General features: G+C 71.8%; 18 protein-coding genes. 9 read left to right on the top strand and 9 right to left on the bottom strand.

Translation table 11 applies throughout. The features are described from left to right. The first annotated feature begins 92 nt into the window (after positions 1-92). The gene (locus RBJ77_RS05195; protein ID WP_255968537.1) at positions 93-1,250 is read left to right on the top strand and encodes an acyl-CoA dehydrogenase family protein; all 1,158 of its coding nucleotides are present in this window, start codon (positions 93-95) and stop codon (positions 1,248-1,250) included. Between the two features lie 76 nt (positions 1,251-1,326). Here the strand turns inward: RBJ77_RS05195 and RBJ77_RS05200 are convergent, their stop codons facing one another. After that, positions 1,327-2,604 (bottom strand): LCP family protein, encoded by a 1,278-nt coding sequence (locus RBJ77_RS05200; RefSeq protein WP_372343874.1) that lies wholly within the window; start codon positions 2,602-2,604, stop codon positions 1,327-1,329. 107 nt (positions 2,605-2,711) lie between these two features. On the opposite strand from RBJ77_RS05200, the gene RBJ77_RS05205 reads away from it, so the two are divergent. Further along, positions 2,712-3,254: an acyl-CoA thioesterase gene (locus tag RBJ77_RS05205; protein ID WP_372343875.1), complete on the top strand. Its 543-nt coding sequence runs from the start codon at positions 2,712-2,714 to the stop codon at positions 3,252-3,254. A gap of 267 nt (positions 3,255-3,521) precedes the next feature. Here the strand turns inward: RBJ77_RS05205 and RBJ77_RS05210 are convergent, their stop codons facing one another. Continuing rightward, the gene (locus RBJ77_RS05210) at positions 3,522-4,988 is read right to left on the bottom strand and encodes an LCP family protein (RefSeq protein WP_372343876.1); all 1,467 of its coding nucleotides are present in this window, start codon (positions 4,986-4,988) and stop codon (positions 3,522-3,524) included. Positions 4,989-5,117: 129 nt separating this feature from the next. Here RBJ77_RS05210 and RBJ77_RS05215 point away from each other — a divergent pair, with 129 nt between their 5' ends. Further along, a complete protein-coding gene (locus tag RBJ77_RS05215) occupies positions 5,118-6,164 on the top strand; it encodes a glycosyltransferase family 2 protein (RefSeq protein ID WP_372343877.1) in 1,047 nt (348 codons plus the stop codon). A gap of 54 nt (positions 6,165-6,218) precedes the next feature. On the opposite strand, the gene RBJ77_RS05220 is transcribed toward RBJ77_RS05215, so the two are convergent. The 4 genes from RBJ77_RS05220 to RBJ77_RS05235 form a co-directional block, all read right to left on the bottom strand. After that, on the bottom strand, positions 6,219-7,892 hold the full coding sequence (locus RBJ77_RS05220) for an LCP family protein (protein WP_372343878.1): 1,674 nt from the start codon (positions 7,890-7,892) through the stop codon (positions 6,219-6,221). An 87-nt stretch (positions 7,893-7,979) separates the two neighbouring features. Continuing rightward, positions 7,980-9,677: an LCP family protein gene (locus tag RBJ77_RS05225; RefSeq protein WP_372343879.1), complete on the bottom strand. Its 1,698-nt coding sequence runs from the start codon at positions 9,675-9,677 to the stop codon at positions 7,980-7,982. 234 nt (positions 9,678-9,911) lie between these two features. Further along, complete coding sequence (locus RBJ77_RS05230) at positions 9,912-11,219, bottom strand: LCP family protein (RefSeq protein WP_372343880.1); 1,308 nt, start codon at positions 11,217-11,219, stop codon at positions 9,912-9,914. A 105-nt stretch (positions 11,220-11,324) separates the two neighbouring features. Then, positions 11,325-12,080, bottom strand: coding sequence for a TIGR03089 family protein (locus RBJ77_RS05235; RefSeq protein ID WP_372343881.1), 756 nt, complete (start codon positions 12,078-12,080; stop codon positions 11,325-11,327). Between the two features lie 160 nt (positions 12,081-12,240). On the opposite strand from RBJ77_RS05235, the gene RBJ77_RS05240 reads away from it, so the two are divergent. From RBJ77_RS05240 to RBJ77_RS05250, 3 genes are all read left to right on the top strand, one after another. Further along, a complete protein-coding gene (locus RBJ77_RS05240) occupies positions 12,241-13,626 on the top strand; it encodes a peptidoglycan recognition protein (RefSeq protein ID WP_372343882.1) in 1,386 nt (461 codons plus the stop codon). An 89-nt stretch (positions 13,627-13,715) separates the two neighbouring features. Continuing rightward, positions 13,716-14,798 carry a sugar phosphate nucleotidyltransferase gene (locus tag RBJ77_RS05245; RefSeq protein ID WP_372343883.1) on the top strand — a complete coding sequence of 361 codons (1,083 nt, stop codon included), beginning with the start codon at positions 13,716-13,718 and terminating at the stop codon, positions 14,796-14,798. A gap of 164 nt (positions 14,799-14,962) precedes the next feature. After that, positions 14,963-16,015 (top strand): DNA-3-methyladenine glycosylase, encoded by a 1,053-nt coding sequence (locus RBJ77_RS05250; RefSeq protein WP_372343884.1) that lies wholly within the window; start codon positions 14,963-14,965, stop codon positions 16,013-16,015. A gap of 57 nt (positions 16,016-16,072) precedes the next feature. Here the strand turns inward: RBJ77_RS05250 and RBJ77_RS05255 are convergent, their stop codons facing one another. The 3 genes from RBJ77_RS05255 to RBJ77_RS05265 are packed head-to-tail and all read right to left on the bottom strand — an operon-like array spanning position 16,073 to position 18,883. Beyond that, entirely contained in the window at positions 16,073-17,377 is a 1,305-nt protein-coding gene (locus RBJ77_RS05255) for a coenzyme F420-0:L-glutamate ligase (protein WP_372343885.1), read from the bottom strand. Further along, positions 17,374-18,345, bottom strand: a complete 972-nt coding sequence (gene cofD / locus RBJ77_RS05260) for a 2-phospho-L-lactate transferase (RefSeq protein ID WP_372343886.1) — start codon at positions 18,343-18,345, stop codon at positions 17,374-17,376. Before cofD ends, RBJ77_RS05255 begins: the two co-directional genes overlap by 4 nt. A 43-nt stretch (positions 18,346-18,388) precedes the next feature. Then, on the bottom strand, positions 18,389-18,883 hold the full coding sequence (locus RBJ77_RS05265; protein ID WP_255981211.1) for a cysteine dioxygenase family protein: 495 nt from the start codon (positions 18,881-18,883) through the stop codon (positions 18,389-18,391). Positions 18,884-19,560: 677 nt separating this feature from the next. Here RBJ77_RS05265 and RBJ77_RS05270 point away from each other — a divergent pair. The 3 genes from RBJ77_RS05270 (at position 19,561) to RBJ77_RS05280 (ending at position 25,150) form a co-directional block, all read left to right on the top strand. After that, on the top strand, positions 19,561-19,824 hold the full coding sequence (locus tag RBJ77_RS05270; protein WP_127831770.1) for a WhiB family transcriptional regulator: 264 nt from the start codon (positions 19,561-19,563) through the stop codon (positions 19,822-19,824). A 167-nt stretch (positions 19,825-19,991) separates the two neighbouring features. Next, a complete protein-coding gene (locus tag RBJ77_RS05275; protein ID WP_372343887.1) occupies positions 19,992-23,663 on the top strand; it encodes a glycosyltransferase in 3,672 nt (1,223 codons plus the stop codon). After that, on the top strand, positions 23,660-25,150 hold the full coding sequence (locus tag RBJ77_RS05280) for a DUF5719 family protein (protein WP_372343888.1): 1,491 nt from the start codon (positions 23,660-23,662) through the stop codon (positions 25,148-25,150). The genes RBJ77_RS05275 and RBJ77_RS05280 overlap by 4 nt, the downstream gene beginning before the upstream one ends. The last annotated feature ends 4 nt before the right edge of the window (positions 25,151-25,154 follow it).

The following is a 25,154-nucleotide window of genomic DNA, read 5'->3' on the forward strand; positions in this document are numbered from 1 at the left end:
CGCTGTCGCGTAGCTCACGTATCCGTCTGGTGGGCAGACACCTAAAATTCGGGTTACTTAACGGTAATTAGCGTCGCTTGGAGTGAGAGACCTTGGCCGGATCGGCTGACTTCGACCTGTACCGCCCGTCCGAGGAGCACGACATGCTCCGCGACACGATCCGTTCGCTGGCCGAGGCGAAGATCGCCCCGTACGCCGCCGCGGTCGACGAGGAGGCCCGCTTCCCGCAGGAGGCGCTGGACGCGCTCGTCGCGGCCGACCTGGCGGCGGTGCACGTTCCCGAGTCGTACGGCGGCGCGGGCGCCGACGCGCTCGCCACGGTCATCGTGATCGAGGAGGTCGCCCGCGCCTGCGTCTCGTCCTCCCTCATCCCGGCCGTGAACAAGCTGGGCTCGCTGCCCGTCATCCTCTCCGGCTCCGAGGAGCTGAAGAAGAAGTACCTGACGCCGCTGGCCAAGGGCGAGGCGATGTTCTCGTACTGCCTGAGCGAGCCGGACGCAGGATCGGACGCGGCGGGCATGAAGACCCGCGCGGTGCGCGACGGCGACGACTGGGTCCTGAACGGCGTGAAGCGCTGGATCACCAACGCCGGCGTCTCCGAGTACTACACGGTGATGGCCGTCACCGACCCCGAGAAGCGCTCGAAGGGCATCTCCGCCTTCGTCGTCGAGAAGTCCGACGAGGGCGTCTCCTTCGGCGCCCCGGAGAAGAAGCTCGGCATCAAGGGCTCGCCGACCCGCGAGGTCTACCTCGACAACGTGCGCATCCCCGCCGACCGCATGATCGGCGCCGAGGGCACCGGCTTCGCCACGGCGATGAAGACCCTCGACCACACCCGCATCACGATCGCCGCGCAGGCGCTCGGTGTCGCGCAGGGCGCCCTCGACTACGCCAAGGGCTACGTCCAGGAGCGCAAGCAGTTCGGCAAGGCGATCGCCGACTTCCAGGGCATCCAGTTCATGCTCGCGGACATGGCGATGAAGATCGCCGCCGCGCGCCAGCTCACGTACGCGGCCGCCGCCGCCTCCGAGCGCGGCGACAAGGACCTCACCTTCCAGGGCGCCGCCGCCAAGTGCTTCGCCTCGGACGTCGCCATGGAGGTCACCACGGACGCCGTCCAGCTGCTCGGCGGCTACGGCTACACCCGTGACTACCCGGTCGAGCGCATGATGCGCGACGCCAAGATCACCCAGATCTACGAGGGCACGAACCAGGTCCAGCGCATCGTCATGGCGCGCAACCTGCCGTAACCCCCGCCCGTACGCCGATGGGGCCCCGCCGAGCGAATCGGCGGGGCCCCATCGGCGTCGTGGACGACGCGCGACGCTAGTCGCTCGTCACGGTCACCTTCTCGTCGTTGTTGAACTGCTCGACGAGCTGCTTGACCTTGGCCTTGTCCCAGACCAGGTTGCCGCCGACGGAGCCGCTGGTCGGCATGTTCATGGACGTGCCGTCACCGTCCTTGCCGGAGACCGACTTCATCGCCAGGAACATCGACCCGAGGTCCCACAGGCTCATGTCCTTGTCGACGACGAGCGAGTCCAGGCCGGCGCCCATCGTCGGGTACAGCTTGAACGGGTTGATGACGGTCGACGGGGACGCCACCTTGTGGGCCAGCGCCGCGAGGAACGCCTGCTGGTTCTTGGTGCGCTGCAGGTCGCTCTGCGCGAAGGCGTGCCGGGTGCGGACGAAGGCGAGGGCCTGCTGGCCGTTCAGGGTCTGCTTGCCCGCCTTGAAGTCGGCGCCGGACCACTTGTCCTTGAAGCCGTCCTTCAGGTTCATCTCGACGCCGCCGACCGCGTCCACGATGCTCGCGAAGCCGCCGAAGCCGATCTCCGCGTAGTGGTCGATGTGCAGGCCGGTGTTGTACTCGACCGTGCGCACGAGCAGCTCGGGGCCGTCCTCCGCGTAAGCGGCGTTCAGCTTCGTCTGGCGGCCCGTGTTCGGGTAGAGCTTGCCGGACTCGGCGCCCTTGAAGCTCGGGATCGTGACGTTCGAGTCACGCGGCAGCGAGACGAGGGTGTCCCCGTTGTCGCCGACGTGCAGGATCATCATCGTGTCCGTGCGCTTGCCCTCGGCGGAGCCGGTGTGCAGCTTCTTCTTCTCCTCGGCGGACATGCCCTCACGGCTGTCGGTGCCGACGATCAGGTAGTTGGTGCCGTCGCCCGCCTCGGGACGCTCGATCACCTTGGACAGGTCGACGTCCCGGTTGAGCTTGGAGTCGGCCCAGAAGTACGTGGCGATGCTGGTGACGGCGAACACGACGACCAGCGTCAGGACCGTCCACTTGATGCGCTTGCCCCAGTTCGGGGCGCGCGTCGGGGGACCGGACGGCGGCCCGTAGTCGTCACCGCCGCCACCGCGCTGGTGGGGCTGGCCGTAGACCTGGCCCGTGTTGTAGCCGCTGTCGTACGTCGGCTCCTGGCGGTACCCGTCGTCGTAGCCGTCGTCGTACGAGGACGGCGGCTGCTGCTGGGGAACGGGGCGCTGGACGTGCCGCATCACCCGCGCACCTTCAGGGCGTGCGTTGCCGCTGCCGCGGCCGTAGCCGCCGCGGCCGCCGCCGCCCTGCCTGTCGCTCCACCCGTCGGGCCAGTCATTCATTGCACCAGTGTGCAGGGCGCTGCTGTGTGCCCCACAAGGGCGTGTGTGGAATCGGACCAGGGCTGTTGCAGAGCTGACACAATCGCGCCCCGCATATGGTGGGTGGCATGACAGACCAGGCCCACGGCGCGGAATCAGATATTCCGGGCAAGCCGACTTCCGCTTCCCGCACGACGTTGTCGCATATCATGACGCACAACGACACCAACCTCCTCGGCACGGTGCACGGTGGCGTGATCATGAAATTGGTGGACGACGCGGCGGGTGCGGTGGCCGGCCGGCACTCCGGTGGGCCCGCGGTCACCGCGTCCATGGACGAGATGGCGTTCCTGGAGCCGGTCAGGGTGGGTGACCTCGTCCATGTGAAGGCCCAGGTCAACTGGACCGGCCGGACGTCCATGGAGGTCGGCGTACGGGTCCTCGCGGAGCGGTGGAACGAGTCGACGCCCGCGCAGCAGGTGGGCTCCGCCTACCTGGTGTTCGCCGCGGTCGACGCGGACGGCAAGCCGCGGTCGGTGCCGCCGGTTCTTCCGGAGACCGATCGGGACCGGCGCCGCTACCAGGAGGCCCAGATCCGCCGCCAGCACCGCTTGGCGCGGCGCCGCGCGATCAAGGAACTGAGGGCCCAGTCGGCCCCCTCCGGAGACTGAGGAGCGGGGGCCGTCCGCGACTCTCGTCGTGGCTGGTCGCGCAGTTCCCCGCGCTCCTGAAAGGCACACTCCGTGCGCCTCCAGGAGGCCGCAGGCCTCCAGGGGCGCGGGGAACTGCGCGAGAAGCCCCACCGGCCCGCGGATGAAGTCGTTGTTCAGGGGCGCGGGGAACGGCGCGAGAAGCCCCACCGGACCCGCAGGCGAAGTCGTTGTTCAGGGGCGCGGGGAACTGCGCGAGAAGCCCCACCGGCCCGCAGCCGGGGACGCTCAGGGGCAGACCACCTGGTCACCCGTGATCGCCCCGTACTCACCCTGGTACGCATCCTCCGCCCGCACCGCCCTGACCCCCTGATAATCGGGCCCGGCGACGACCTTGAGCAAGGAGCCCTGGCCCTTCACCGGCTTCATCAGGGCCCCGGGCAGCGCCGTGGCCAGTGCCTTCGCCGAGCGGTCCCACCGCGGGTCGTACAGCACCACGGTCCGCTTCACGGAGCGGTCCACCGCGTTGACCGGCGCCCGCGTCGTACGGAACCCGGTCCCCCGCAACGCCGTGTCGACCTTCCTGCCGAGGCCCGCCGTCATCGTCCCGTTCTCCACCTGGACGCGGATCTGCTGCGGCGAGACACCGACGACCGTCGCCTTGCGCTTCTTGCGGTGCGGCGCGAGCGGCTTGTCGTCGCGCAGCGCCTGGAACAGCTTCTCGGACTTCTTCTCGTCCCACTTCACCGTCGAGCCGATGCCCTTCACGGGGAAGCTGATGTTCCCGATCGGCACGGTCGTGAACTCCGACGAGGACGGCGTGAACCCGCGCATGGCACGGGCCAGGTCGACCATCTCGTCCGTCCCGAACCCCTTGTCGGCCCGTACCGAACCGAGCAGCGTCCGGGCGACGTCCCGGAACCTGACCGGGTTGAGCAGCACCCCGGACGACGTGGTCTTCGCGATGAGGGAGGCCAGGAAGCGCTGCTGGCGCTGCATCCGGCCGAGGTCGCCCGCGCCGTCGACGTGCCGGGCCCGTACGTACTGCAGGGCCTGCCCGCCGTCCAGCTCGTGCGTGCCGACGCTCAGGTCGAGGCCGGTGTTGGGGTCCTTGAGCGGGCGGGCCGTGCAGACCTCCACCCCGCCCAGCACGTCGACCGTCTTCATGAAGCTGGTGAAGTCGACCTCCAGGTAGTGGTCGATCTTCACGTGCGTCATGTTCTCGACGGTCCGCACGGTCAGCTGCGGCCCGCCCTCCGCGTACGCGGCGTTGATCTTGACCGGGTGCCCGTGGTGCTTCTCTCCGCTGTTCTGGTCGGTGTGCGGGGGCATCTCGGCGTACGAGTCGCGGGGGAGGGAGACGACGGACGCGCGCTCGTGGTCGTCCGAGATGTGCACGATCATCAGCGTGTCCGTGCAGTGGCAGGGCGCACCGCCGAGCCGGTACTTCCTGCGCTCCTCCTCGGTGATCTTGTCGCGGCCGTCGGTGCCGACGAGGAGGACGTTCATGCCGTGCCCGGCCGCCGGACGGTTCTTCATGTCCTTGAAGGGGTCGATGCGGTCGATGCCCGTGTCCAGGCCGGTGACGAGCGCGTGGCCGATCCCGGCGGCCGCGAGCACCGTCACGGAGAACGTGGTCGCCACCCGCATCGCCCAGCGTGGCTTCTTCCGCCGCAGGGGAGCGGCCGGTCGGCGGCCCTGCCCGGGCCGTGGGGGACGCTGCGGGCGGGCGGGGGAGCGGGGCGGTGTGGGCACGGGGGACACCTCCGCGAAGGCGGGCGGGCGTGGGATCGTGAGCACCGTAGGCCGATACGATCTCCTGCCCGCGGTAGCGAGGCGGGCGGCGCGCGCCCGTGTCCCCCATTAGCGGTAACGTGACGCCTGATGAACGCCACAGCCAACACGTCCGGGCAGCTGCCGGCCGTATCCGTGATCATGCCGATCCTCAACGAGGAGCGGCACCTGCGCGAGGCCGTCGAGGCGATCCTCGCGCAGGAGTACGACGGCGAGATGGAGGTCGTGCTCGCTCTCGGCCCGTCCGCCGACCGTACGGACGAGATCGCCGCGCAGCTGGTCGCCGAGACCGCCTCCCGTGACAAGCGCGTGCACACGGTGCCGAACCCGACCGGCCGCACCCCCGCCGCCCTGAACGCCGCGATCAAGGCCTCCCGCCACCCGATCGTCGTGCGCGTCGACGGCCACGCGGCCCTGTCGCGCGGCTACATCGCGACCGCCGTCCGCCTCCTGGAGGAGACCGGCGCGATGAACGTCGGCGGCATCATGTTCGCCGAGGGCACCAACGACTGGGAGAAGGCCGTCGCCGCCGCGATGACCTCCAAGATCGGTGTCGGCAACGCCGCCTTCCACACGGGCGGCGAGGCGCAGCAGGCCGAGACGGTCTACCTGGGTGTCTTCCGGCGCGCGGCGCTGGAGCAACAGGGCGGCTACAACGAGGAGTTCATCCGCGCTCAGGACTGGGAGCTGAACTTCCGGATCCGTGAGGCCGGCGGACTGATCTGGTTCTCGCCCGAGCTGAAGGTCTCCTACCGGCCGCGGCCGAGCATCAAGGCGCTCGCCAAGCAGTACAAGGACTACGGCCGCTGGCGGCACGTCGTCGCCCGCTACCACTCGGGCTCCATCAACCTGCGCTACCTCGCCCCGCCGACCGCCGTCGCCGCGATCGCGGCGGGCATCGTGGTCGGTGCCGCCCTCACCCCGTGGGGCTTCGTGATCCCCGCCGGCTATCTCGCGGCGATCGTCGCGGGCTCCGTCCCGGCGGGCAAGGGGCTGCCGCTCAAGGCGCGCGTCCGGATCCCCGTCGCGCTGGCCACCATGCACATGTCGTGGGGCTGGGGCTTCCTGACGAGCCCCAAGGCGCTCGCGAAGAAGGTCATCGCGTCCCGTCGGCCCGCGGTGCTCGCCTCCAACTGACGTGCGGGGCGCGGGAGTTCACCTCCCGCGCCCACGCCGCCCAGCCGGGCCCGGCTACCAGCTGTAGCCCTGCTCGACCTTCATGCACTTGGAGTCGTCCGCGCCGTTCTGCGTCTGCTCCTTGTCCAGCACCTTGTCCTCGTCGACGGACTTCTTCGGATAGGCGTTGCCCGTCCGCCAGTCGGCGCCCACGACGAGCGTCACCCCGGTCACGTCCGTCGACTTCTTCACCGAACTCAGCGGAATGCCGAGGGACTTGGCGACCGCCTGGGCGTCGCCCTCCAGATCGGCCGACGGATAGCGGATCACCGTCTCGTCCTCGATCTGCGACTGCGCCTGGTCCGCCACGGTCTGCGTGAAGCCCTTGCCCGTGAGCACCTGCGCCACCGCCGAGGCCCGCCCCGGCACCGCGGCCAGCGTCGCCGTCCGCGTCCCGTTGCGTACCTGCACCGCGATCTCGGCGTCGGCCGCGGCCGGATCGTCCGAGACCTCGTCCTCCGCCTTCTTCTTCTTGTCCTTGCCGTCGAGCGCGACGTCATCCCTGACCAGCCGGAACAGTGCCTCGGCCGCGCCCTCCTTCGGCGCGACGCGCGCCCCCACGTACACGAACGGCATCGTCGTCATCGTGATCCGGCCGGGGCTGGGCTTCTTCAGCTCGTTGCTCAGGTCGTACAGCTTCTTGACGGTGTTCAGGCCCTCGTCGACGTGCAGCGCCTTCGTCGCCTCCTCGGCGAGCGAGCGCAGCCGGTTGGGGTGGCTGAACGTCGCGTTCTTGCGCAGCTCCCGCACCATCGAGCTCATGTACATGTGCTGCGCCTTGGCGCGCGCGATGTCGGAGCCGTCCTCGAAGCCGTGCCGGGTGCGCAGCCACTGCAGGGCCTGCTCGCCCTTGACGTAGGTCGTGCCCTTCTCCAGCTTCAGGCCCGAGCCCTCGCCCTGGCTGTTCCTGGAGTAGACGTTGGCGTCGACGCAGACCGGTACGCCGCCGATCGCGTCCGCCATCGACACCACACCGGAGAAGTCGACCATCATGAAGTGGTCGATGTGGATGCCCGTCAGCTGCTCCCAGGTGGCGACCGTGCAGCCGGGACCGCCGCGGGCCAGCGAGGTGTTCACCATCTGCCGGGACACGGTGGCCTCGTACACCTTGCCGGTCTCCGGGTCGGTGCACTTGGGCAGCTGCGCCAGGGTGTCGCGCGGCATGCTCACCACGGACATGTTGCTGCGGTCCGCCGACAGGTGCAGCAGCATCTGCACGTCGGCCAGCGGGGGAGCGCCCACGCTGGCCTTGTGGCCGCCGAGCTTCAGGTTCTCCTTGCTGTTCCGGCTGTCGGAGCCGATCAGCAGGATGTTCAGCGGGGTCTGCCCGGCCGCGTTCGGCGTCGGCTCAGCGGCCCGCTTGTCGCCCAGATTGAGCTTGTCCGTCTTGATGTTGCCGTTCAGATGGCGGTAGTAGAGGTATCCGGCGCCCGCCGTGCCGAGGACCAGGACGGCCAGGACGCCCGCGGTCCAGCGCAGTATTCGGCGCCTGCGCCGTTTCGGCCGGCTGCCCGCGCGCCGCCGGGCACGCCGTCTGCGGTCGGCGGGTTCCGGGTCGGCGCCCGTCCCGTCGACCTCGGGAGCGTCCTCGTACAACGACTCGTCCCAGCCCGACTCACCGGCTCCGCCTGCCTGTTCGGCATGGCTGTCCGGCCGTGAACGCTCCCCGCGCACACCGCTTCGCCCCATGTCCTGCCCCGCCCTCCCCGCCCCTCGACCATGCCTCGGCCGCCCCGCTGTCGTTGGGTTAGACAGTCAAAGGGCGGCCGAGGTTGGTCACTTGGCGCACACAGTCTTGTCCGCCGTCTGCTTGATGACGTCCGGCGCCTTCGCCGAACCCGTGCCGATGGGTTGCCCCGCTTCCTTGAAGTCGGAGCCGAGGATCAGCACCATCGCCGGCAGCCCCTGGTCGTTCAGCTCGCTCTTGCCCGGCTTCAGCGCGGAGCCGGGCAGCCCCATGATGTCGGCGAGCCGGCGGGCCTGGTCGGCCTGGTCGGGCGAGTACTCCAGGGTCGTCTTCGCCTGCTTCGCCGGGGCGTTGCCCAGCTGGCTGGACTTCGTCACGCCCTCGTTGTTCTGCAGGTACGTGACGGTCGCCTGGGCCGCGCCCGGGGTGGAGCTGCCGTTGTAGATGTCGACGCGCACGTCGGACGCGGCGGACTTCGCCCCCTTGAGCTTGGCCGCGTCGGCGGCCTTCGCCTGCTGGGCCTTCTTCTTCTTGGTCTCGGTGAGGGAGACGTCGTTCTTGACGGCGTCGAAGACCTCGGGCCCCTTCGTCTGGTCGACGACGACGGTGACGGGCGTCTTCTCGGCCGGGTTGTCGATGACCGGAGTGGTGACGAACGAGATGTTCTTCGTCGGCACCTTCTTCAACTCCAGGGCCACGTCCTTGAGTTTGTTCAGACTTCCTATGCCCTGGTCGACCGTGAGCGCCTTGGTCGCGGCCTCGGCGAGACCCGTCAGCTTCCGCGGGTTGGTCAGCGTGTCGCCCGAACTCATCTTCCGCGCGAGGGAACCGAGGAACTGCTGCTGCACCTTGATCCGGTCCAGGTCGCCCTGGTTGCCGAAGCTGTGCCGGGTGCGCAGGAACGCGAGGGCCTGCTCGCCCGCCAGGTTGTGGGTGCCCTTGGTGAGCTTGAGGTGCGAGTCCGGGTCGTTGACGTCCTTGGCGACGCAGACCTGGACGCCGCCGACCGCGCTGGTCAGCGTCTTCACCGCGTTGAAGTCGGCCATCATGAAGTGGTCGGGGGTGATGCCCGTGACCGCCTTGACCGTCTTCATCGTGCAGCCGGCGTCCCGGCCGTCCTGCCCCAGGCTCGTGTTGAACCGGACGCCGGTGGAGCCCGCGATCGGCTTGCCGTCCGCCTCGCACTCCGGCACGTCCACGATGAGGTCGCGCGGAATGCTCAGCGCCGTCGCGTTCGTCCGGTCCTTGGAGACGTGCAGCAGGATGTTCGTGTCGGCGTGCCCGACGCTGCCCTTGTCGCCGTAGCCCTCGTTGCCCTTGCCGGTCCGCTTGTCCGTACCGATGACGAGGATGTTGAACGCCTCGTCCTTGCTGAAGCTGTCCTTGGCCTCGGGGGTGTCGTCGACCGTGATGTTGCCGTTCAGGTGCTCGTAGTAGACGTAGCCGGTGATCGCCGTGGCGAGCACCACGAACGACAGGGTGCCGGCGGTCCACAGCAGGACCTTCTTGCCCGTCGACTTCTTCTTCTTGGGCTTCGAACGGCGCCGCCCGGGCGGCGGGGCCTGCGTCTGCGGCTCGCGGCGCCTGCGCTGCGGCGGTACGTCCCGCTGCTCGCGTCTGCCACCGCCGCCGCCACCGCCGCGCGGGGCCGCGCGCCGGGGACCGGGCACCGCCGACTGCCCTCCGGAAGGAGTCAGTCGCAGTTCGTAGTCACCAGTCTGGGGGTTGAGCACCCACTGGTCTGCAGGGTCGACGTTCTCCGCCCGCCCACGGCCTTGCGCGTCCACGGTTGTCTGGTCCTCCGTCGGGGCCACGCGGCGCCCCACCCCCCTCAAAGCGGGCGCCCGATCAGTCGGTAAGCAGTGCGCGACCTCGCCGACGAAGCAGGCCGGGTGCACCGGATCGCTCACACTATCCGCCCAGTTCAGCGTCAAGCGACGACGGTGACAAATTCCACTCCCCTACAACTGGGCAATCCGGACCATTTCTTTGAACCTGTGAGTCAGCTGATGACCGGAGCTTTACCCGCAGCCGTCCTGGGCCGCTGTGTTCCCTCGGAAAGTAGCGGCGGGAGAGGGAGTCGGGGAGGGTGAGGCGGCCCCGGGCTTCTCGTCGCTCCAGCCGTCGTCGCCCTCGTAGCCCTCGTCGTATCCGCCCTCGTAGCCGCTGTCCTCGTAGGAGATGCCTTCGTCCGGCATGCCGGATCCGTCCCCGTTGTCGTACGACTGGTCGGTCTCGGCCTGTACGTCCGCGGGTGTCTCCTTCGTGACCACCACCGTGGCGTCGGTGCGCAGTTGCGTGAAGAGGCGCTCGGCGGCGGGTTCGAGGAGCTGGTCGCGATTGGCGTTGTAGACGTACGACTGCCGGGGCACGGTCAGGAACTGGATGTGGTCGGCCGGGATGCCGCGCATGCCGCGGACGAGGTCGTAGAGACCGCGCAGGCTCGCCAGGCCGGGGTCGGTGGTCAGCGACGACGTGGCGGCGTCGAGGACCGGGTACAGCTTCGCCGGATTGAGCAGCACGCCGTTGCTCTGCACCTTGGTGACGAGCGCCCCGAGGAACTGCTGCTGGCGGTCCATCCGCTCGGTGTCGCTGCCGTTGCCGAGCGTCTTGCGGGCGCGGACGTAGCCGAGGGCCTGCTCGCCGTCGAGGACGTGGCGGCCCGCGGCCAGCTTCAGGTGCGAGTCGGGGTCGTCGATCGGCTTGTCCAGGCAGACCTCGACGCCGTCGACGGCGTCGACCATGTTCTTGAAGCCCTGGAAGTCCACGACCATGTGGTGGTCGATCCGCACCCCGGTCATCTTCTCGACCGTACGGATCGTGCAGGCCGAACCGCCCACCTCGAAGGCGTAGTTGAACATCGCGAACATCGGCTCGATGCGCTCGCCGTCCGGCTTGCGGCAGGCCGGCACGTCGACCATCAGATCGCGCGGGAAGGAGACGGCGGTCGCGCTCTTCCGGTCCGCGGAGACGTGCAGCAGGATCGTGGTGTCCGAGCGCTGCGTGCCGTCGTTGCGCCCGTACTTCCCGTTCTTCCCGGCCCGCGAGTCCGACCCGATCAGCAGCAGGTTCTGCGCCCCGGCGACGAGGACGGTGGGCCGCTCCTTCTCGTAGCGGGCGAGCTCGGCGGCGGCGTCCGTGTCCTCGGTGATGTTCCCGTCGAGCTTCTCGTACAGGAACCAGCCCGCCCCGCCCGCCACGAGCACCAGGAACGCCGCGCCGAACGCCGCGTACCGCAGCCATCGCCTGCGACGCCGTACGCGTCCCGCGCCGGTCGGCGACGAGCCGCTGCCCGGACCGAGCGGCGGCGGGGCGGCAGAGTCGGTCACGTGCGGGTCCCCCTCATGGCGACGTAGAAGACGGAGCGAAAGAACACGTCTCTACGACCATGGACCCCGCCGCCGCGACGGGCCGGGAGAGCTGGGCCGAACGGGCTACCGCGCGGTCGCGGAGACCCGCTCGCTCTCCACGCGCCGGGCGAGGCCGTCCTCGGAGAGCTGGTCGAGGTTGCGGCAGAGCACCACGGAGCCGCCGGTCGCGAGGGGCGTGTAGAGCCCGGCGGCCAGTCCGCGCCAGGTGTCGTACCCGAGCCCGGACAGCAGGCGCGAACCCGGCCCGGTCAGCCCGAGCCCCGCCGCCTCCGCGGCCGCCTTCTCGACGACCTCGGCGCCGGTCCACTCCGCGCCCGCCACGACGAGCGCGATCTCGTCCGGGTCGACGGGGGAGAAGGGGGCGAACCGGTCGCCTTGAGACGGCACCTCCACCGCGTAGTCGGCGAACCCGGCGGGCGGCTGCGGGAACCGGCCGCCGAGCGGCCGCAGCGCGAGGGCGACGCGCTCCCCGGAGCAGGCCAGGGCGGCGTCGAGGGTGTCCGGGCCGCTGACCACGAGATCGGCGCCGGCCGGGTCCCCGCCGACGTCGGCGACGACGCCCACCGACGAACAGGCCAGCAGCCACACCGCGGTCTGCCAGTGGGCGGGCAGCAGCACGGCGACCCGGTCCCCGGGCTCGGCGCCCAGGTCCCCCTGGAGCAGGTTGGCGGTCTTGGACACCCAGTTGGAGAACGTGGCCACGGACAGCTCCACGCGCTCCCCGGTGGCATCGTCGTAGAACGTCACGAGCGGGCGGCCGGGGTCGGCGGCGAGCGCGGAACCGAGCAGGGCGGCGGGGGTACGGGGCGCGGCATTCACCGGGCCAGGTTACGACTCGGCCGAACCGGGCGTACGGGGGCCGGCCCCCTGCCGCGCCCCGGCCCCCCCGCCCGCCCGACGCCCCGTCAGCCCTCGCTCCGGCGCCCCGACACCCCGTCAGCCCCCGCCCGGCCCTGCCGACTTCACCCCACCCACCCGTATGACACACCCCAATGGCCGGATCCGTACCGATCTGTCCACGATCGTGGGCATGCGTGGATTCCTTGCTTCCTCGATCGGCGTCACCTGCGCGGCCGCTCTGGCCCTCCCGCTCACCCTCCCCACGACCTCGCACGCCGCCCCGACCCCGGCACAGGAGTCGCTCCCGGGCAGCACCCAGTCGCTCCCCCTCACCCCCGCCCCCGCCTCCCGCGCCGTCGGCACCCCCCAGGAACAGGGCCTGCAGCGGCGCGACGTACGTCCCTTCTCCCTCGTCGGCGTCGTCTGGGACGACCCGGACGACGTGCTCCACGGCCACGTGCAGGTCCGCACCCGCACCACCGGGACCGCCACCTGGTCCGCCTGGCAGGACGTGGAGACCCACAACGACGACGCCCCCGACCCGGACACCCCCGAGCGCACCTCGGGCCACGTCCGCGGCTCCACCGCGCCCCTCTGGGTCGGCGACTCCGACGGCGTGGAGGTACGGGTCAAGGCCGACGCCCCCGCCGCCACGCGCGCGGCGGACCGCACCGGGGCCCTCCCCAAGGGCCTGCGCCTCGAACTCGTCGACCCGGGCGACGAGCCCCCGCCGCAGGGCGCCCCCGCGGACGGCCCCCGCGCCACCGGCCTCAGCGCCGAGACCGCCGCCTCCTCCGCGGTGAACGCCGAGCTCGCCCCGCTGGGCGCCCTCGCGGTCCCCGCCCTCACGAAGGAGGCCACGGAGGACGAGGTGATCGAGGCCCGCGGCGGCGAACCGGACGCCACGAAGGCCAGGCCGTACGTCGGAGCCCGGCCGCGCATCATCACGCGCAAGGGCTGGGGCGCCGACGAGAAGCTCCGCGAGCGCGACTTCGCGTACACGAAGACGGTCAAGGCGGCCTTCGTCCACCACAGCGCGTCGGGCAACAACTACCGCTGCTCACAAGCCCCTTCAGTCATCCGCAGTATCTATCGCTACCACGTCAAGAGCAGTGGCTGGCGTGACATCGGCTACAACTTCCTCGTAGACAAATGCGGAAACATCTACGAAGGTCGGGCCGGCGGCATCGCCAAACCGGTCATGGGCGCCCACACGCTCGGCTTCAACACGAACAGCATGGGTGTCGCCGTCCTCGGCTCCTTCGGCGGCGCGAACCCGCCCGCCGCCGCGGTGAACGCCATCGCCAAGCTCACGGCCTGGAAGCTCGGGCTGTACGGGGCAAATCCGCGTGGGACGACATATCTCAAGTCGGGCGGTGGCAATCTGTACCGCAAGGGAAAGAATGTGCGACTGCATGTGATCTCCGGCCACCGGGACGGATTCGCAACCGAATGCCCGGGACGCCGTCTCTACAACAAACTCGGCAAGGCCCGCTCCAGCTCAGCCCACCTCCAGGGCCGCTGACGCCGGCCGGCCCGGGTCGCGCACGGTCTGCATACACTGGCCGGCCGAAAGACAGTTCGGCCGGCCCCAGCAGGAAGCAGAGACGACAGGTGACAGAAGCGATCCTCCTGGTCGGCGGCAAGGGCACCAGACTGCGCCCGCTCACGGTGAACACGCCGAAGCCGATGGTCCCGGCGGCAGGCGTCCCGTTCCTCACGCACCAACTGGCGCGCGCGAAGGCGGCCGGGGTCGACCACATCGTCCTGGCCACCTCCTACCTGGCGGAGGTCTTCGAGCCGTACTTCGGCGACGGCTCCCGCCTCGGCCTGCACCTCGAGTACGTCACCGAGGTCGAGCCCCTCGGCACGGGCGGCGCGATCCGCAACGTCGCCGCGCACCTGCACTCCGGGCCCGACGACCCGGTCCTGATCTTCAACGGCGACATCCTGACCGGGCTCGACATCCCGGCCCTGGTCGACGAGCACAACACGTCCGGCGCGGACGTCTCCCTCCACCTGTCCCGGGTCGAGGACCCCCGCGCGTACGGCCTGGTCCCCACGGACGGGACGGGCCGGGTGACGGCCTTCCTGGAGAAGCCGCAGACCCCCGAAGAGATCGTCACGGACCAGATCAACGCGGGCGCGTACGTCTTCCGCCGCTCGGTCATCGACACGATCCCGACGGGCCGCCCGGTCTCGGTCGAACGCGAGACGTTCCCCGACCTCCTCTCCTCCGGCGCGCACCTCCAGGGCATGGTCGACTCCACGTACTGGCTGGACCTCGGCACCCCGCAGGCGTTCGTCCGCGGCTCCGCCGACCTGGTCCTGGGCCGCGCCCCGTCCCCGGCGGTCCCGGGCCGCTGCGGCGACCGCCTGGTGCTGCCCACGGCCGACGTGGCGCCGGACGCGAAGCTGACGGCGGGCACGGTCGTGGGCGAGAACGCCCGGGTCGGCGCCGGCGCCCGCATCGCCGGCTCCGCGGTGCTGGCCGACGCGGTGATCGAACCGGGAGCGGTGATCACGGACTCCCTGATCGGCCGGGGCGCCCGCGTCGGCGCCCGCACGGTCCTCACGGGGGCGGTGATCGGCGACGGCGCGCAGGTCGGCGCCGACAACGAACTCCAGACGGGCGTCCGCATCTGGTGCGACGCCCACCTCCCCCCGTCCTCGGTCCGCTTCTCCTCGGACCAGTAGCGCCTTTCCAGCCTCTCCGGCGCTTGAGGAGCGGGGTCCGGGGCGGAGCCCCGTGGCGTCCACCACTGCGCCCCGAAGGGGCAATTTCGGGAAGGGGCGGGTCAGGGGAGGAAAACCCCTACCCTCGTAGGACACACCCGCCCCCATCGAAACCCCCAGGACCCGTGGCCGGCCGCCGATACACCCCCCGTACGCAACCCCCGACCCGCACCACCGTGCGCGGCGGCGAAACCCGCGTACCCGCACCCACCCCAGAACCCACCCCGGAACGCACCCCAGGCCGACCCACCCCGCACACGGCGGCAGCCACCCGCACCTACACCCCCCCGACCCCCCTCCACCTGGGCCTCACCCTCGGCCCCCTGCGCCGCGGCCCCGCCGACCCCACCTTCCGCACCACCCCGGACGGCTCGGTCTGGCGCGCGAGCCGCACCCCGCAGGGCCCCGGCACCCTCCGCGTGACGGCACAGCCCGACGGCACGGTCCAGGCCCAGGCCTGGGGCCCGGGCGCCGACTGGTTCATGGACCGGCTCCCCGCGCTCATGGGCGAGTTGGACGACCCGGAACCCTTCGAACCGCGCCACCGCCTGGTCGCCCGCACGGCCCACCGCCGCCCGGGCCTGCGCCTCACCCGTACCGGCCTGGTCCTGGAGTCCCTGATCCCGTCGATCCTGGAGCAGAAGATCACGACGGACGAGGCGTACCGGGCCTGGCGTCTGCTCCTGCGCAAGTACGGCGAACCGGCCCCGGGCCCGGCGGGCCAGGACCTGCGCATGCGGGTCCCGCTGGAGCCGCGCGCCTGGACCCTGATCCCGTCCTGGGAGTGGCACCGCGCGGGCGTGGACAACAAGCGCGCCTCGACGATCATCCGGGCCGCGAAGGTGGCCCGCCGCCTGGAGGAGGCGGCGGACATGGAGCCGACGGCGGCCCGCACCCGCCTCGAACTGGTCCCGGGCATCGGCCCCTGGACCTCCGCGGAGACGGTCCAGCGCACGAACGGCGCCCCGGACGAGGTCACGACGGGCGATCTGCACCTGCCGGGCATCGTCGGCTACGCGCTCGCGGGCAACCGCGACGCGACGGACGACGACATGCTGGAACTGCTCGCCCCGTACGAGGGCCAGCGCCACCGGGCGGCCCGCCTGATCCTGCTCAGCGGCGTCGCGCCGCCGCGCCGGCAGCCGAAGATGCGCCGGGTGGACATCGCCCAGTGGTGAGCCGGGCGACCCGCACCGGCCCACCGTCCCGACGCCCCACCGCCCGACGGCCCGTGGCTAGCGCACCTCGACGAAATCCGTGACGACCCGCTCGGGCCGCACCCCCGGCGCCGCCGCCGGATGCCCCACGGCCACCGCGCCCATCGGATCCCACGTGTCCGGCAGGTCGAGCACCCGCCGCACCACGTCCCGGCAGAACATCGTCGACGACACCCACGCCGAGCCGAGCCGCTCCGCGGCCAGCGCCACGAGGAAGTTCTGCACGCCGGCCCCGGTGGCCACGACGAACATCTCCCGCTCGGCGGCGTCCCGCCGCGGGTCCCCGTACGTGTGCGAGCCGTCCATGACCAGGCACGGCACGACCAGGTAGGGCGCGTTGCGCAGCACGTCGCCGCGCCGCACCCGCCGCTCGATCGACTCCTCGCTCTTGCCGTCCCGGCGCAGGTCCGCGATCCAGGCGTCCCGCATCGCGTCGAGCAGCCGCACCCGCGACTCCTCGGACTCCAGGAGCACGAACCGCCACGGCGTCGTGTGGTGCGGCGCGGGCGCGGTCACGGCGGCGGCGACGGCCCGCCGCACGGCGCCGGGGTCCACGTCCTCGTCGGTGAAGGACCGGACGGTACGCCGCTGCGTCACGGCCTCCCGTACGGCCTCCGAGGTCCCGAGCCGGAACATGTCGTCGCGCGCGCTGCGCACCAACTCCCGCGCGGAACTGTCCTGTTCACACACCACGGCGTCGCCGAGCCCACGGACCACGGCGACCGGCAGCCCGCCGGCCTTGCCCTTCACGAGGTCCCCGGCGCCGGCCAGCTCGTCGGCGGTCGCCACCACGGTCGCGCTCAGCGGATTGCCGTGCGCGTCCACGCCGCCGCGCAGGTCGTCGAGCACCCGCACGCCGGCGGCGCCGATGGCGACGTCGGTCAGCCCGTTCCGCCAGGGGCGGCCGAAGGTGTCGGTGATCACGACGCCGACCCGCACGCCCAGCGCGTCCCGCACCCCGTCCCGGATCGCGGCGGCCGAGGCGTCGGGGTCCTCGGGCAGCAGCAGCACGGTCCCGGACGGCGTGTTCGACGCGTCGACGCCGGCCGCGGCCATCACCAGGCCCAGCTTGTTCTCCACGATCCGCAGCGTGCCGCGGCGGGCGACGACGCGCACGGTCTCGGCGTCGATCGCCGCTTCCCGGTCGTCGGCGCGCACCAGGCGGCCCTCGGCCTTGCTCACGATCTTCGACGTGACCACGAGGACGTCCCCGTCGGCGAGCCCGGGCTCGGCGGCGACGATCAGCTTGGCGAGGTCGTCGCCCTCCCGCACCTCGGGGATCCCGGCGAGGGCCCACGCACGGAACGACGGGGTGCCGGTCACGCGGCCCGCACCTCCTCGGCGAGCGCCAGCGCCGCCCGCGCCATCTCGGCCGCCGCGGTGCCCACCTCGGGGTCCGTCATCATCAGCGGGACGGCCCGGCACTTGATCCCGGCCGCCTCGATCCGCGGCACGACGTCCGCGTCCACGGTGTCCACGAGCCAGCCGTCGAGCAGCCCCGACCCGTAGTGCTCGGCCACGGCGGCGGCGCTGGACTCGACGCCCACGGCGGCCAGCACCTTGTCGGCCATGCCGCGCACCGGCGCGTCACCGACGATCGGCGAGAGCCCGACGACGGGCACGCCCGCCTCGGCGATGGCCTCCCGGATGCCGGGCACGGCCAGGATCGTCCCGACGCTCACGACCGGGTTCGACGGCGGGAAGAGGATCACGTCGGCCTCGGCGATGGCCTCCAGGACGCCCGGCGCGGGCTTCGCCTGCTCGGCGCCGACCGGCACCACGGCGTGCGCGTCCACGGAGGCCCGCAGCTTCACCCAGTACTCCTGGAAGTGCACGGCCCTGCGCTCACCGTCCAGATCGACGGCGACGTGCGTCTCCACACGGTCGTCCGACATCGGGATGAGCCGCACGCCCGGCTGCCACCGCTCGCACAGCGCCTGCGTGACGGCGCTCAGCGGATAGCCGGCCGCCAGCATCTGCGTACGGACGATGTGGGTCGCGAAGTCCCGGTCGCCGAGCCCGAACCACTCCGGTCCGACGCCGTACGCGGCGAGCTCCTCCTTGACCGCGAACGACTCGTCGGTCCGCCCCCAGCCCTGCTCCTCGTTGATGCCGCCGCCCAGCGTGTACATCACCGTGTCGAGGTCCGGACAGACCTTCAGGCCGAAGAGATGGATGTCGTCCCCGGTGTTGCCGATGACCGTGATGGTGGCGTCGTCCGGGACCGCCTGCTTGAGACCGCGAAGGAACCGGGCACCACCGATGCCGCCTGCCAGAACCACAATGCGCATGCGCCCAGCATCGCAGGCAGCACCGACAGCGCCGCAGCCGGTCTCAGACAGTGGCCTCGGCCGCGACCGAGCAGGCCGCGGTGTGCATCGGCATGGCGGTCAGGCCGGGGTAGTAGACGTGCAGACTGACCGCGGGCTCCAGCGAGTCGTTGACGACCTCGTGGACGTACCCCGGCGCGAACACGCGCTGCGCGCCCGCGGACAGGGCCCGCGCGCCCCTCTCCGTACGCTCCGTCAGTTCGCCTTCGAGCACCGTCAGTACGCCGGACGAGCGACCGTGGTCGTGCAGTCCGCTGCCCTGTCCCGGCACCCAGGACAGCAGCCACACCTCGTAGCCGGGGCCGGTGCGCAGCCGGTGGTACCAGCGGGAGGTGGCGTCGTACTCGACGAGGTGCTCCCACTGGGAGCGGTCGGCGGCCACGGCGCGCGCCAGGCCGACGAACTCGGCCACGGTCTCGGGGTGTTCGCGGGCGGGCTGCAGCAGGTGCTGGACTTCGAGGATGTCGCCGGCGATCTGGAGGTCGCTGTCGCTGTTCATGGGGTGTGGAGGTTCCTCGTGGAGGGAGTGCGGGATGCCCCGCTCAAGAGGGGGCGAAGGGCCGTACAGAGAGGAGAAACGCGGTCGGAGCTCGCGGGCTCAACGACTCAACAGCTGGAACAGCAACAGCTACAGCACGCGCGGGCAGCGGAGACGGACCCGGCGGTGCGGGTCGTCATCGGTGCCAAGTTCGCGAACATGCCCACCAGGACACCGGTTCATGCCTCCTCTGTCAACTCATTGTCCGGATTGCGAGATATGTTTCACCTCATCCGGTATCTCTGTCAGGCGAAAGGTTTGTGCAGTGCTCGGGGCGGACATGTGGCGCAGCAACCCGGCACGCAAACGCCGTTGCGATCCCGTGATCCGAATGTGATCCGGTTCGCTTCTGCGGGCGGGCAGGAACGAGATCAAACTCTGCGGCGTCCTTCCTTGTAGCGATTCTCGGAGGGTCGAGAGGGTGGCGACATCCACATGGGCCGCTGGCAAGTGTCACGGTTTTTGCCGATTTGAACACTTTCCGCATAGCCTTGGTTCCGCAGAGTGAATAAGGGGCCCAATAGCAGATCTCGGCTTGACTGCCCCGGATCGGCACACTTGTAATTTCACTCGTGTCGTTCAGCCGAAATCGGTAACGGCAACATCACGGGGACGCACGGACAGACGAGGGGCGCACTATGACCGAGTCGTTTCAGGATCTGCTGGTCGAGGACGCGGAAGAGGAACTCGGCTGGCAGGAGCGCGCGCTGTGCGCCCAGACCGACCCCGAGTCCTTCTTCCCCGAGAAGGGCGGCTCCACGAGGGAGGCCAAGAAGGTCTGCCTGGCGTGCGAGGTCCGCTCCGAGTGCCTCGAGTACGCGCTCGCCAACGACGAGCGGTTCGGCATCTGGGGCGGCCTGTCCGAGCGGGAGCGCCGCCGACTGAAGAAGGCCGCTGTCTAGTCCCCAGTATTCGGCCATGCATACGGCTCGTCGCGGGTGGGTTGTCCACAGGCGGCGGGCCGCTGTTGTTGTCAGCCGTTAGTGTGGGGCCCCGTCCGAGACGCCTCCGTGTCCCCACCGGGCACAGGCGTCCACCGCAGTCCAGACGAACCGGGGCCCGTACCTCGATGTCCGTGCACAGCCACTCGGCAGACCAATTCGGTGCTGCCGCCGCCGCGTTCAACCCGGGGCACGCCGCAGGGCTCGACCCGAGCAGCGCCCCCGAGTTCCCCAGGCATGTCGTCACCGCCGTCCTCGTCTCGCACGACGGCGCCCGCTGGCTGCCCGACGTCCTGTCGGGCCTGCTCGGCCAGGAGCGCCCCGTGCAGAACGCGGTGGCGGCCGACACCGGCAGCGCCGACGCCTCCGCGGCCCTGGTCGGCGAGGCCATCGGCGGCGAGCGCGTCCTGCACCTCGCGCGCCGCACCGGCTTCGGCCAGGCCGTCGAGGAGGCCGTGCGCGGCGCCGGGGTCCTCACCCCGGAAGAGCTGCCCTATCTGAAGCGCCCCAGCGGCTGGGACCCCGTCAGCCGCAGCTGGCGCGACGACGCCTACGACCTGCCCGACCTGCCGCACGGCGAGCCCGAGCAGTGGCTGTGGCTGCTGCACGACGACTGCGCGCCCGAACCGGACGCGCTCGCCCAGCTGTTGCGCGTCGTGGAGGCGGAGCGCGAGGCCGGCGCGGACGTCGCGATCGTCGGACCCAAGCTGCGCGGCTGGTACGACCGCAGGCAGCTCCTGGAGGTCGGCGTCTCCATCGCCAACTCGGGGCGCCGCTGGACCGGCCTCGACCGCCGCGAGCAGGACCAGGGCCAGCACGACCACGTGCGGCCCGTCCTGTCCGTGTCCACCGCCGGCATGCTGATCCGGCGCGACGTCTTCGAGCAGCTCGGCGGCTTCGACCGCAGGCTGCCGCTGATGCGGGACGACGTCGACCTGTGCTGGCGCGCCCAGGCCGCGGGCCACCGGGTGGTCGTCGCCCCCGACGCCGTCGTGCGGCACGCCGAGGCCTCCTCGCGCGAGCGCCGCACCGTCGACTGCGTGGGGCGCACCGCGTCGTCGCCGCACAAGGTCGACAAGGCGGGCGCCGTCTACACGCTGCTCGTGAACGCACGGGCGGCGGCGCTGCCCTGGGTCATGGTCCGCCTCGTCCTCGGCACCCTGCTGCGCACGGTCGCCTACCTGGTGGGCAAGGTCCCCGGACAGGCCTTCGACGAGATCGCCGGTCTGATGGCGACCCTGCTGCGGCCCGGCCGGATCCTCGCCGCCCGGAAGCGGCGCGGCAAGGGCGCCGTCGACGGCAAGGAGCTCAAGCCGCTGTTCCCGCCGCCCGGCGCGACCGTGCGGCTCACCGTCGAGCAGGTCGTGGGGAACCTCTTCGGCGGCGCCGACCCGGAGACGACCACGGCCGGCCGGCACGGCGGCGGCGGACTGGAATCCGGTCCCGGCGACGACGAGTTCATCCAGGTCGAGCAGTTCGCCCGCCTCAAGCGGATCGCCCGCAGGCCAGGACCCGTCCTCTTCGTCGTCCTGCTCTTCGTCTCCCTCATCGCCTGCCGGGGACTGCTCGGCGGCGGCGCGCTCGCGGGCGGGGCCCTGCTGCCCGCGCCCGGCGACTCCTCCGAACTGTGGTCGCGCTACCTCGACGCATGGCACGCCACCAGTACCGGCGGCACCCAGGCGGCGCCGCCGTACCTCGCGCTGATCGCCGCGCTCTCCTCCGTCCTGTTCGGCTCGACCGGGCTCGCCGTCACCGTGCTGCTCGTCGGCTCGGTGCCGCTCGCCGGGTTCGCCGCGTACTTCGCCTCCAGGCCGCTCGTCGAGTCGCGGCTGCTGCGCGCGTGGGCGGCCGTCGCGTACGCGTTCCTGCCTGCCGCCACCGGCGCCCTCGCGGGCGGCCGGATCGGCACCGCCGTCCTCGCGGTCCTGCTGCCGCTCATCGCCCGCGCGGGACTGTCCGCCTCCGGCCTGATGAACGCCGAGGGCGTGCGCGGCAGTTGGCGCGCCACCTGGGCGTACGGGCTGCTGCTCACGCTCGCGACGGCGTTCACGCCCATCGTGTGGCCGATCGCCCTGGTGCTCGGGATCGCGCTCCTCGTGGTGCGCCGCGGCGACATCACGGCCTACGGGCTGCGCCTCCTGGCCGCGCTCGGCACTCCGCTGCTGATGCTCGCGCCGTGGTCGCTGTCGCTGCTCCCGTTCGGCTTCTTCAAGGAGGCCGGACTCCCGTACGGGAAGGGCTCCGCCACCGCGTTCGGACTGCTCGGCGCCTCGCCGGGCGGCTCCGGGACCACCGGCAGCCTGCTCCTCGTCGGCATCGTGCTGGCCGCGCTCGCCGCGCTGCTGCGCAAGGAGCGCCGCCTCGCCGTCCTGACGGCATGGGCCGTCGCCGTCGTGGCGCTGCTCTTCGCGGTCCTGTCGAACCACTCGACGTGGGCCGGACCCGCCACCCTCGTGTACGGCATCGCGCTGCTCGCCGCCGCCGCGCTCGGCGCCGACGGCGCCCGCTCGCGCGTGGCCGAGCAGAGCTTCGGCTGGCGCCAGCCGGTGGCCGCGCTCATCGCGTTCGCCGCGGCCGCCGGGCCGCTGCTGCTCGCCGCGGGCTGGATGATCCGCGGCGCCGACGGACCCCTGGAACGGCGCGACCCGGTCCAGGTGCCCGCGTTCGTCGCCGAGGAGGCCGGCACCCGCGACCAGGCCCGCACGCTCGTCCTGAACGGCTCGACGGCCGAGGTCGCGTACTCGCTGGTGCGCGGCGCCGGCGCCCGCCTCGGCGACGGCGAGCTGACCGAGGCGGCGGGCGAGAACGCCAAGCTCGACAAGGTCGTCGCCAACCTCGTCGCCGGTTCCGGCGCCGACCAGGCCGACCAGCTCGGCGGCTTCGCCGTGCGCTACGTCCTCGTCCGCGACGGCGCCCCCCGCCAGATGGGCCGCGTCCTGGACTCGACGCCCGGCCTGACCCGGCTCAGCCAGCAGGACGGCACCGCGCTGTGGCGCGTCGACCGGCAGGTGGCGCGGGCCGTCATCCTGCCCACGGCGGACGCCGGTTCGACCTCGGAGGAGGCCAAGGCGGTCGCCGCGGGCCCCGTCGAGCTCCACACCACGGTGCCCGACGGCGAGGAGGGGCGCGTGCTGCGCCTGGCCGACCAGGCCGCCGAGGGCTGGACCGCCACGCTGAACGGGACGCCGCTGACCCGGACCACCGTCGACGGCTGGGCGCAGGGCTTCGAGCTGCCGGCCTCCGGCGGCACCTTGGACGTCACCTACGAAGCGCCGATCACGCACGTCGCGTGGCTGTGGGCACAGGGCGGGCTCGCCCTCGTCCTCGTGGTGCTCGCCCTGCCGGGGCGCCGCCGCGAGATCGACGACGACCTCCCCGAGGAGCAGGCCGTGCCCGCCCAGGCCGTCGAGGGCGAGGGCCGCAGGGCCCGCCGGCTGCGCGCCCAGGCCGAGGCCGAGCAGGCCGCGGCGGGCGGCGACGGCGACGACCTGCCGCCGCCTCCGCCGGAGGAGGCACCGGTCGCGGACATCCCGCAGCAGCAGACGTACGGCGAGTGGGAGCAGCCCAGTTACGCGGGCGCCGAGTACGGCACGTACGCCGCGGGCGACCAGCAGTACCAGGGCGCCCCGTACGGCTACGACCCCCAGGCCCAGCAGGCCGACCCCTACCAGGCGGGCCAGTACGACCCGTACGCGTACGGGGGCACGTACGAGACGCAAGGCCAGTACGACCCGACGTACGAGCAGCACGGCCACGGCAACGGCGCCGACAGTGAGCGCCCCGACGGGAGCCAGCAGTGAACCGCACGACCCTGTCCCTGATCGCCGCCGTGGTGGCCCTGGCCGCCGTCACGGGGTTCGCCGCCGCCGGTACGCCCGGTGGCGACGACGGCCCCTCCAAGGCCGCCGCCCAGCTGCCCGTCGAGCGCTCCAGCCTGCTCTGCCCCGAGCCCAGCACCTCGGACCTGGCGGAGACCGCGTACACGTCGTACACGCCCGCCTCGAAGGGCACCGAGGAGGCGGGCAAGGCCGAGCTGCTGCCCGCCGAGACCGGTGCGGGCGACACCGACAGCTCCAGGACCAGGTCGAAGAAGCCCAAGCCGGTCGTCACCCCGAAGGAGCCGGGCAAGCCGGTCGAGGGCGAGGCCTCGGGCGCCGACGCGCCCGCCCTGGTCGGCACCGCCGACGGCGCCCTCGCGCCCGGCTGGACCGTCCAGCAGACCACCACCGTGGAGGTGGGCACCGGCCGCGGCCTGCTCGGGGTGAACTGCTCGGCGCCGGACACCGACTTCTACTTCCCCGGCGCGAGCACCGCCGAGGACCGCAGCGACTACATCCACCTGACGAACCCGGACGACGAGGCCGCGGTGGTGGACGTGCAGCTGTACGGACCGGACGGCGCCATCAAGTCGGACGTCGGCGAGGGCATCCAGATCGCCCCGCACGCCAGCGTCCCGGTCCTGCTGTCGACGCTCACCGAGAAGCCGTACACGAACCTGACGCTGCACGTCACCGCGCGCAGCGGCCGGGTCGCGGCCGCCGTCTCCGCCGCCGACGACAAGCTGGGCGGCGACTGGCTGCCCGCGGCCGCCGACCCGGCGGCCTCCCTGGTGCTGCCCGGCATCCCCAAGGACGCCACGAGCGTGCGCCTGGTCGCCTTCGCGCCCGGGCAGGACGACGCCGACCTGAAGGTCCAGCTCGCCACGTCCAGCGGCCGGATCTCGCCCGCGGGACACGACACGCTGCACGTGAAGTCCGGCATGACCGCCGCGGCCGACCTCGGCGACGTCACGCGCGGCGACGCCGGTTCGCTGATCCTGACGCCGACCGAGGACTCCGTCCCGGTCGTCGCCGCGCTGCGGGTCACCCGCGGCAAGGGCGCCGACCAGGAGACCGCGTTCATCCCGGCCACCCGCGACATCGGCGCGCGCGCCACGGTCGCCGACAACCGCGCCAAGGGCTCGACGCTGGCCCTGACCGCGCCCGGCGCCGCGGCCAAGGTGAAGGTCACGGCCTCGGCGGGTGCCGACGGCGGCACCGCCACCTCGAAGGAGTACACCGTCAAGGCCGGCACGACCCTCTCGGTCACCCCGCCCGTCCCGGCCGGCCTGAAGGGCCCGTACGCGCTCACCGTGGAGCCGGTGTCGGGTGGCCGGGTCTACGGCTCGCGGATGCTGGAGGAGAAGCAGGACGGCGTCCCGGCGTTCACGATCCAGACCCTGCCGGACGACCGGGGGACGGTCTCCGTGCCGGAGGCGGACGAGGACCTGTCGGTGCTCCAGAAGTAGCGCG

It is taken from the genome of Streptomyces sp. KL116D (assembly GCF_030766975.1).
In the GTDB taxonomy this organism is placed as follows: Bacteria; Actinomycetota; Actinomycetes; order Streptomycetales; family Streptomycetaceae; genus Streptomyces; species Streptomyces longispororuber_A.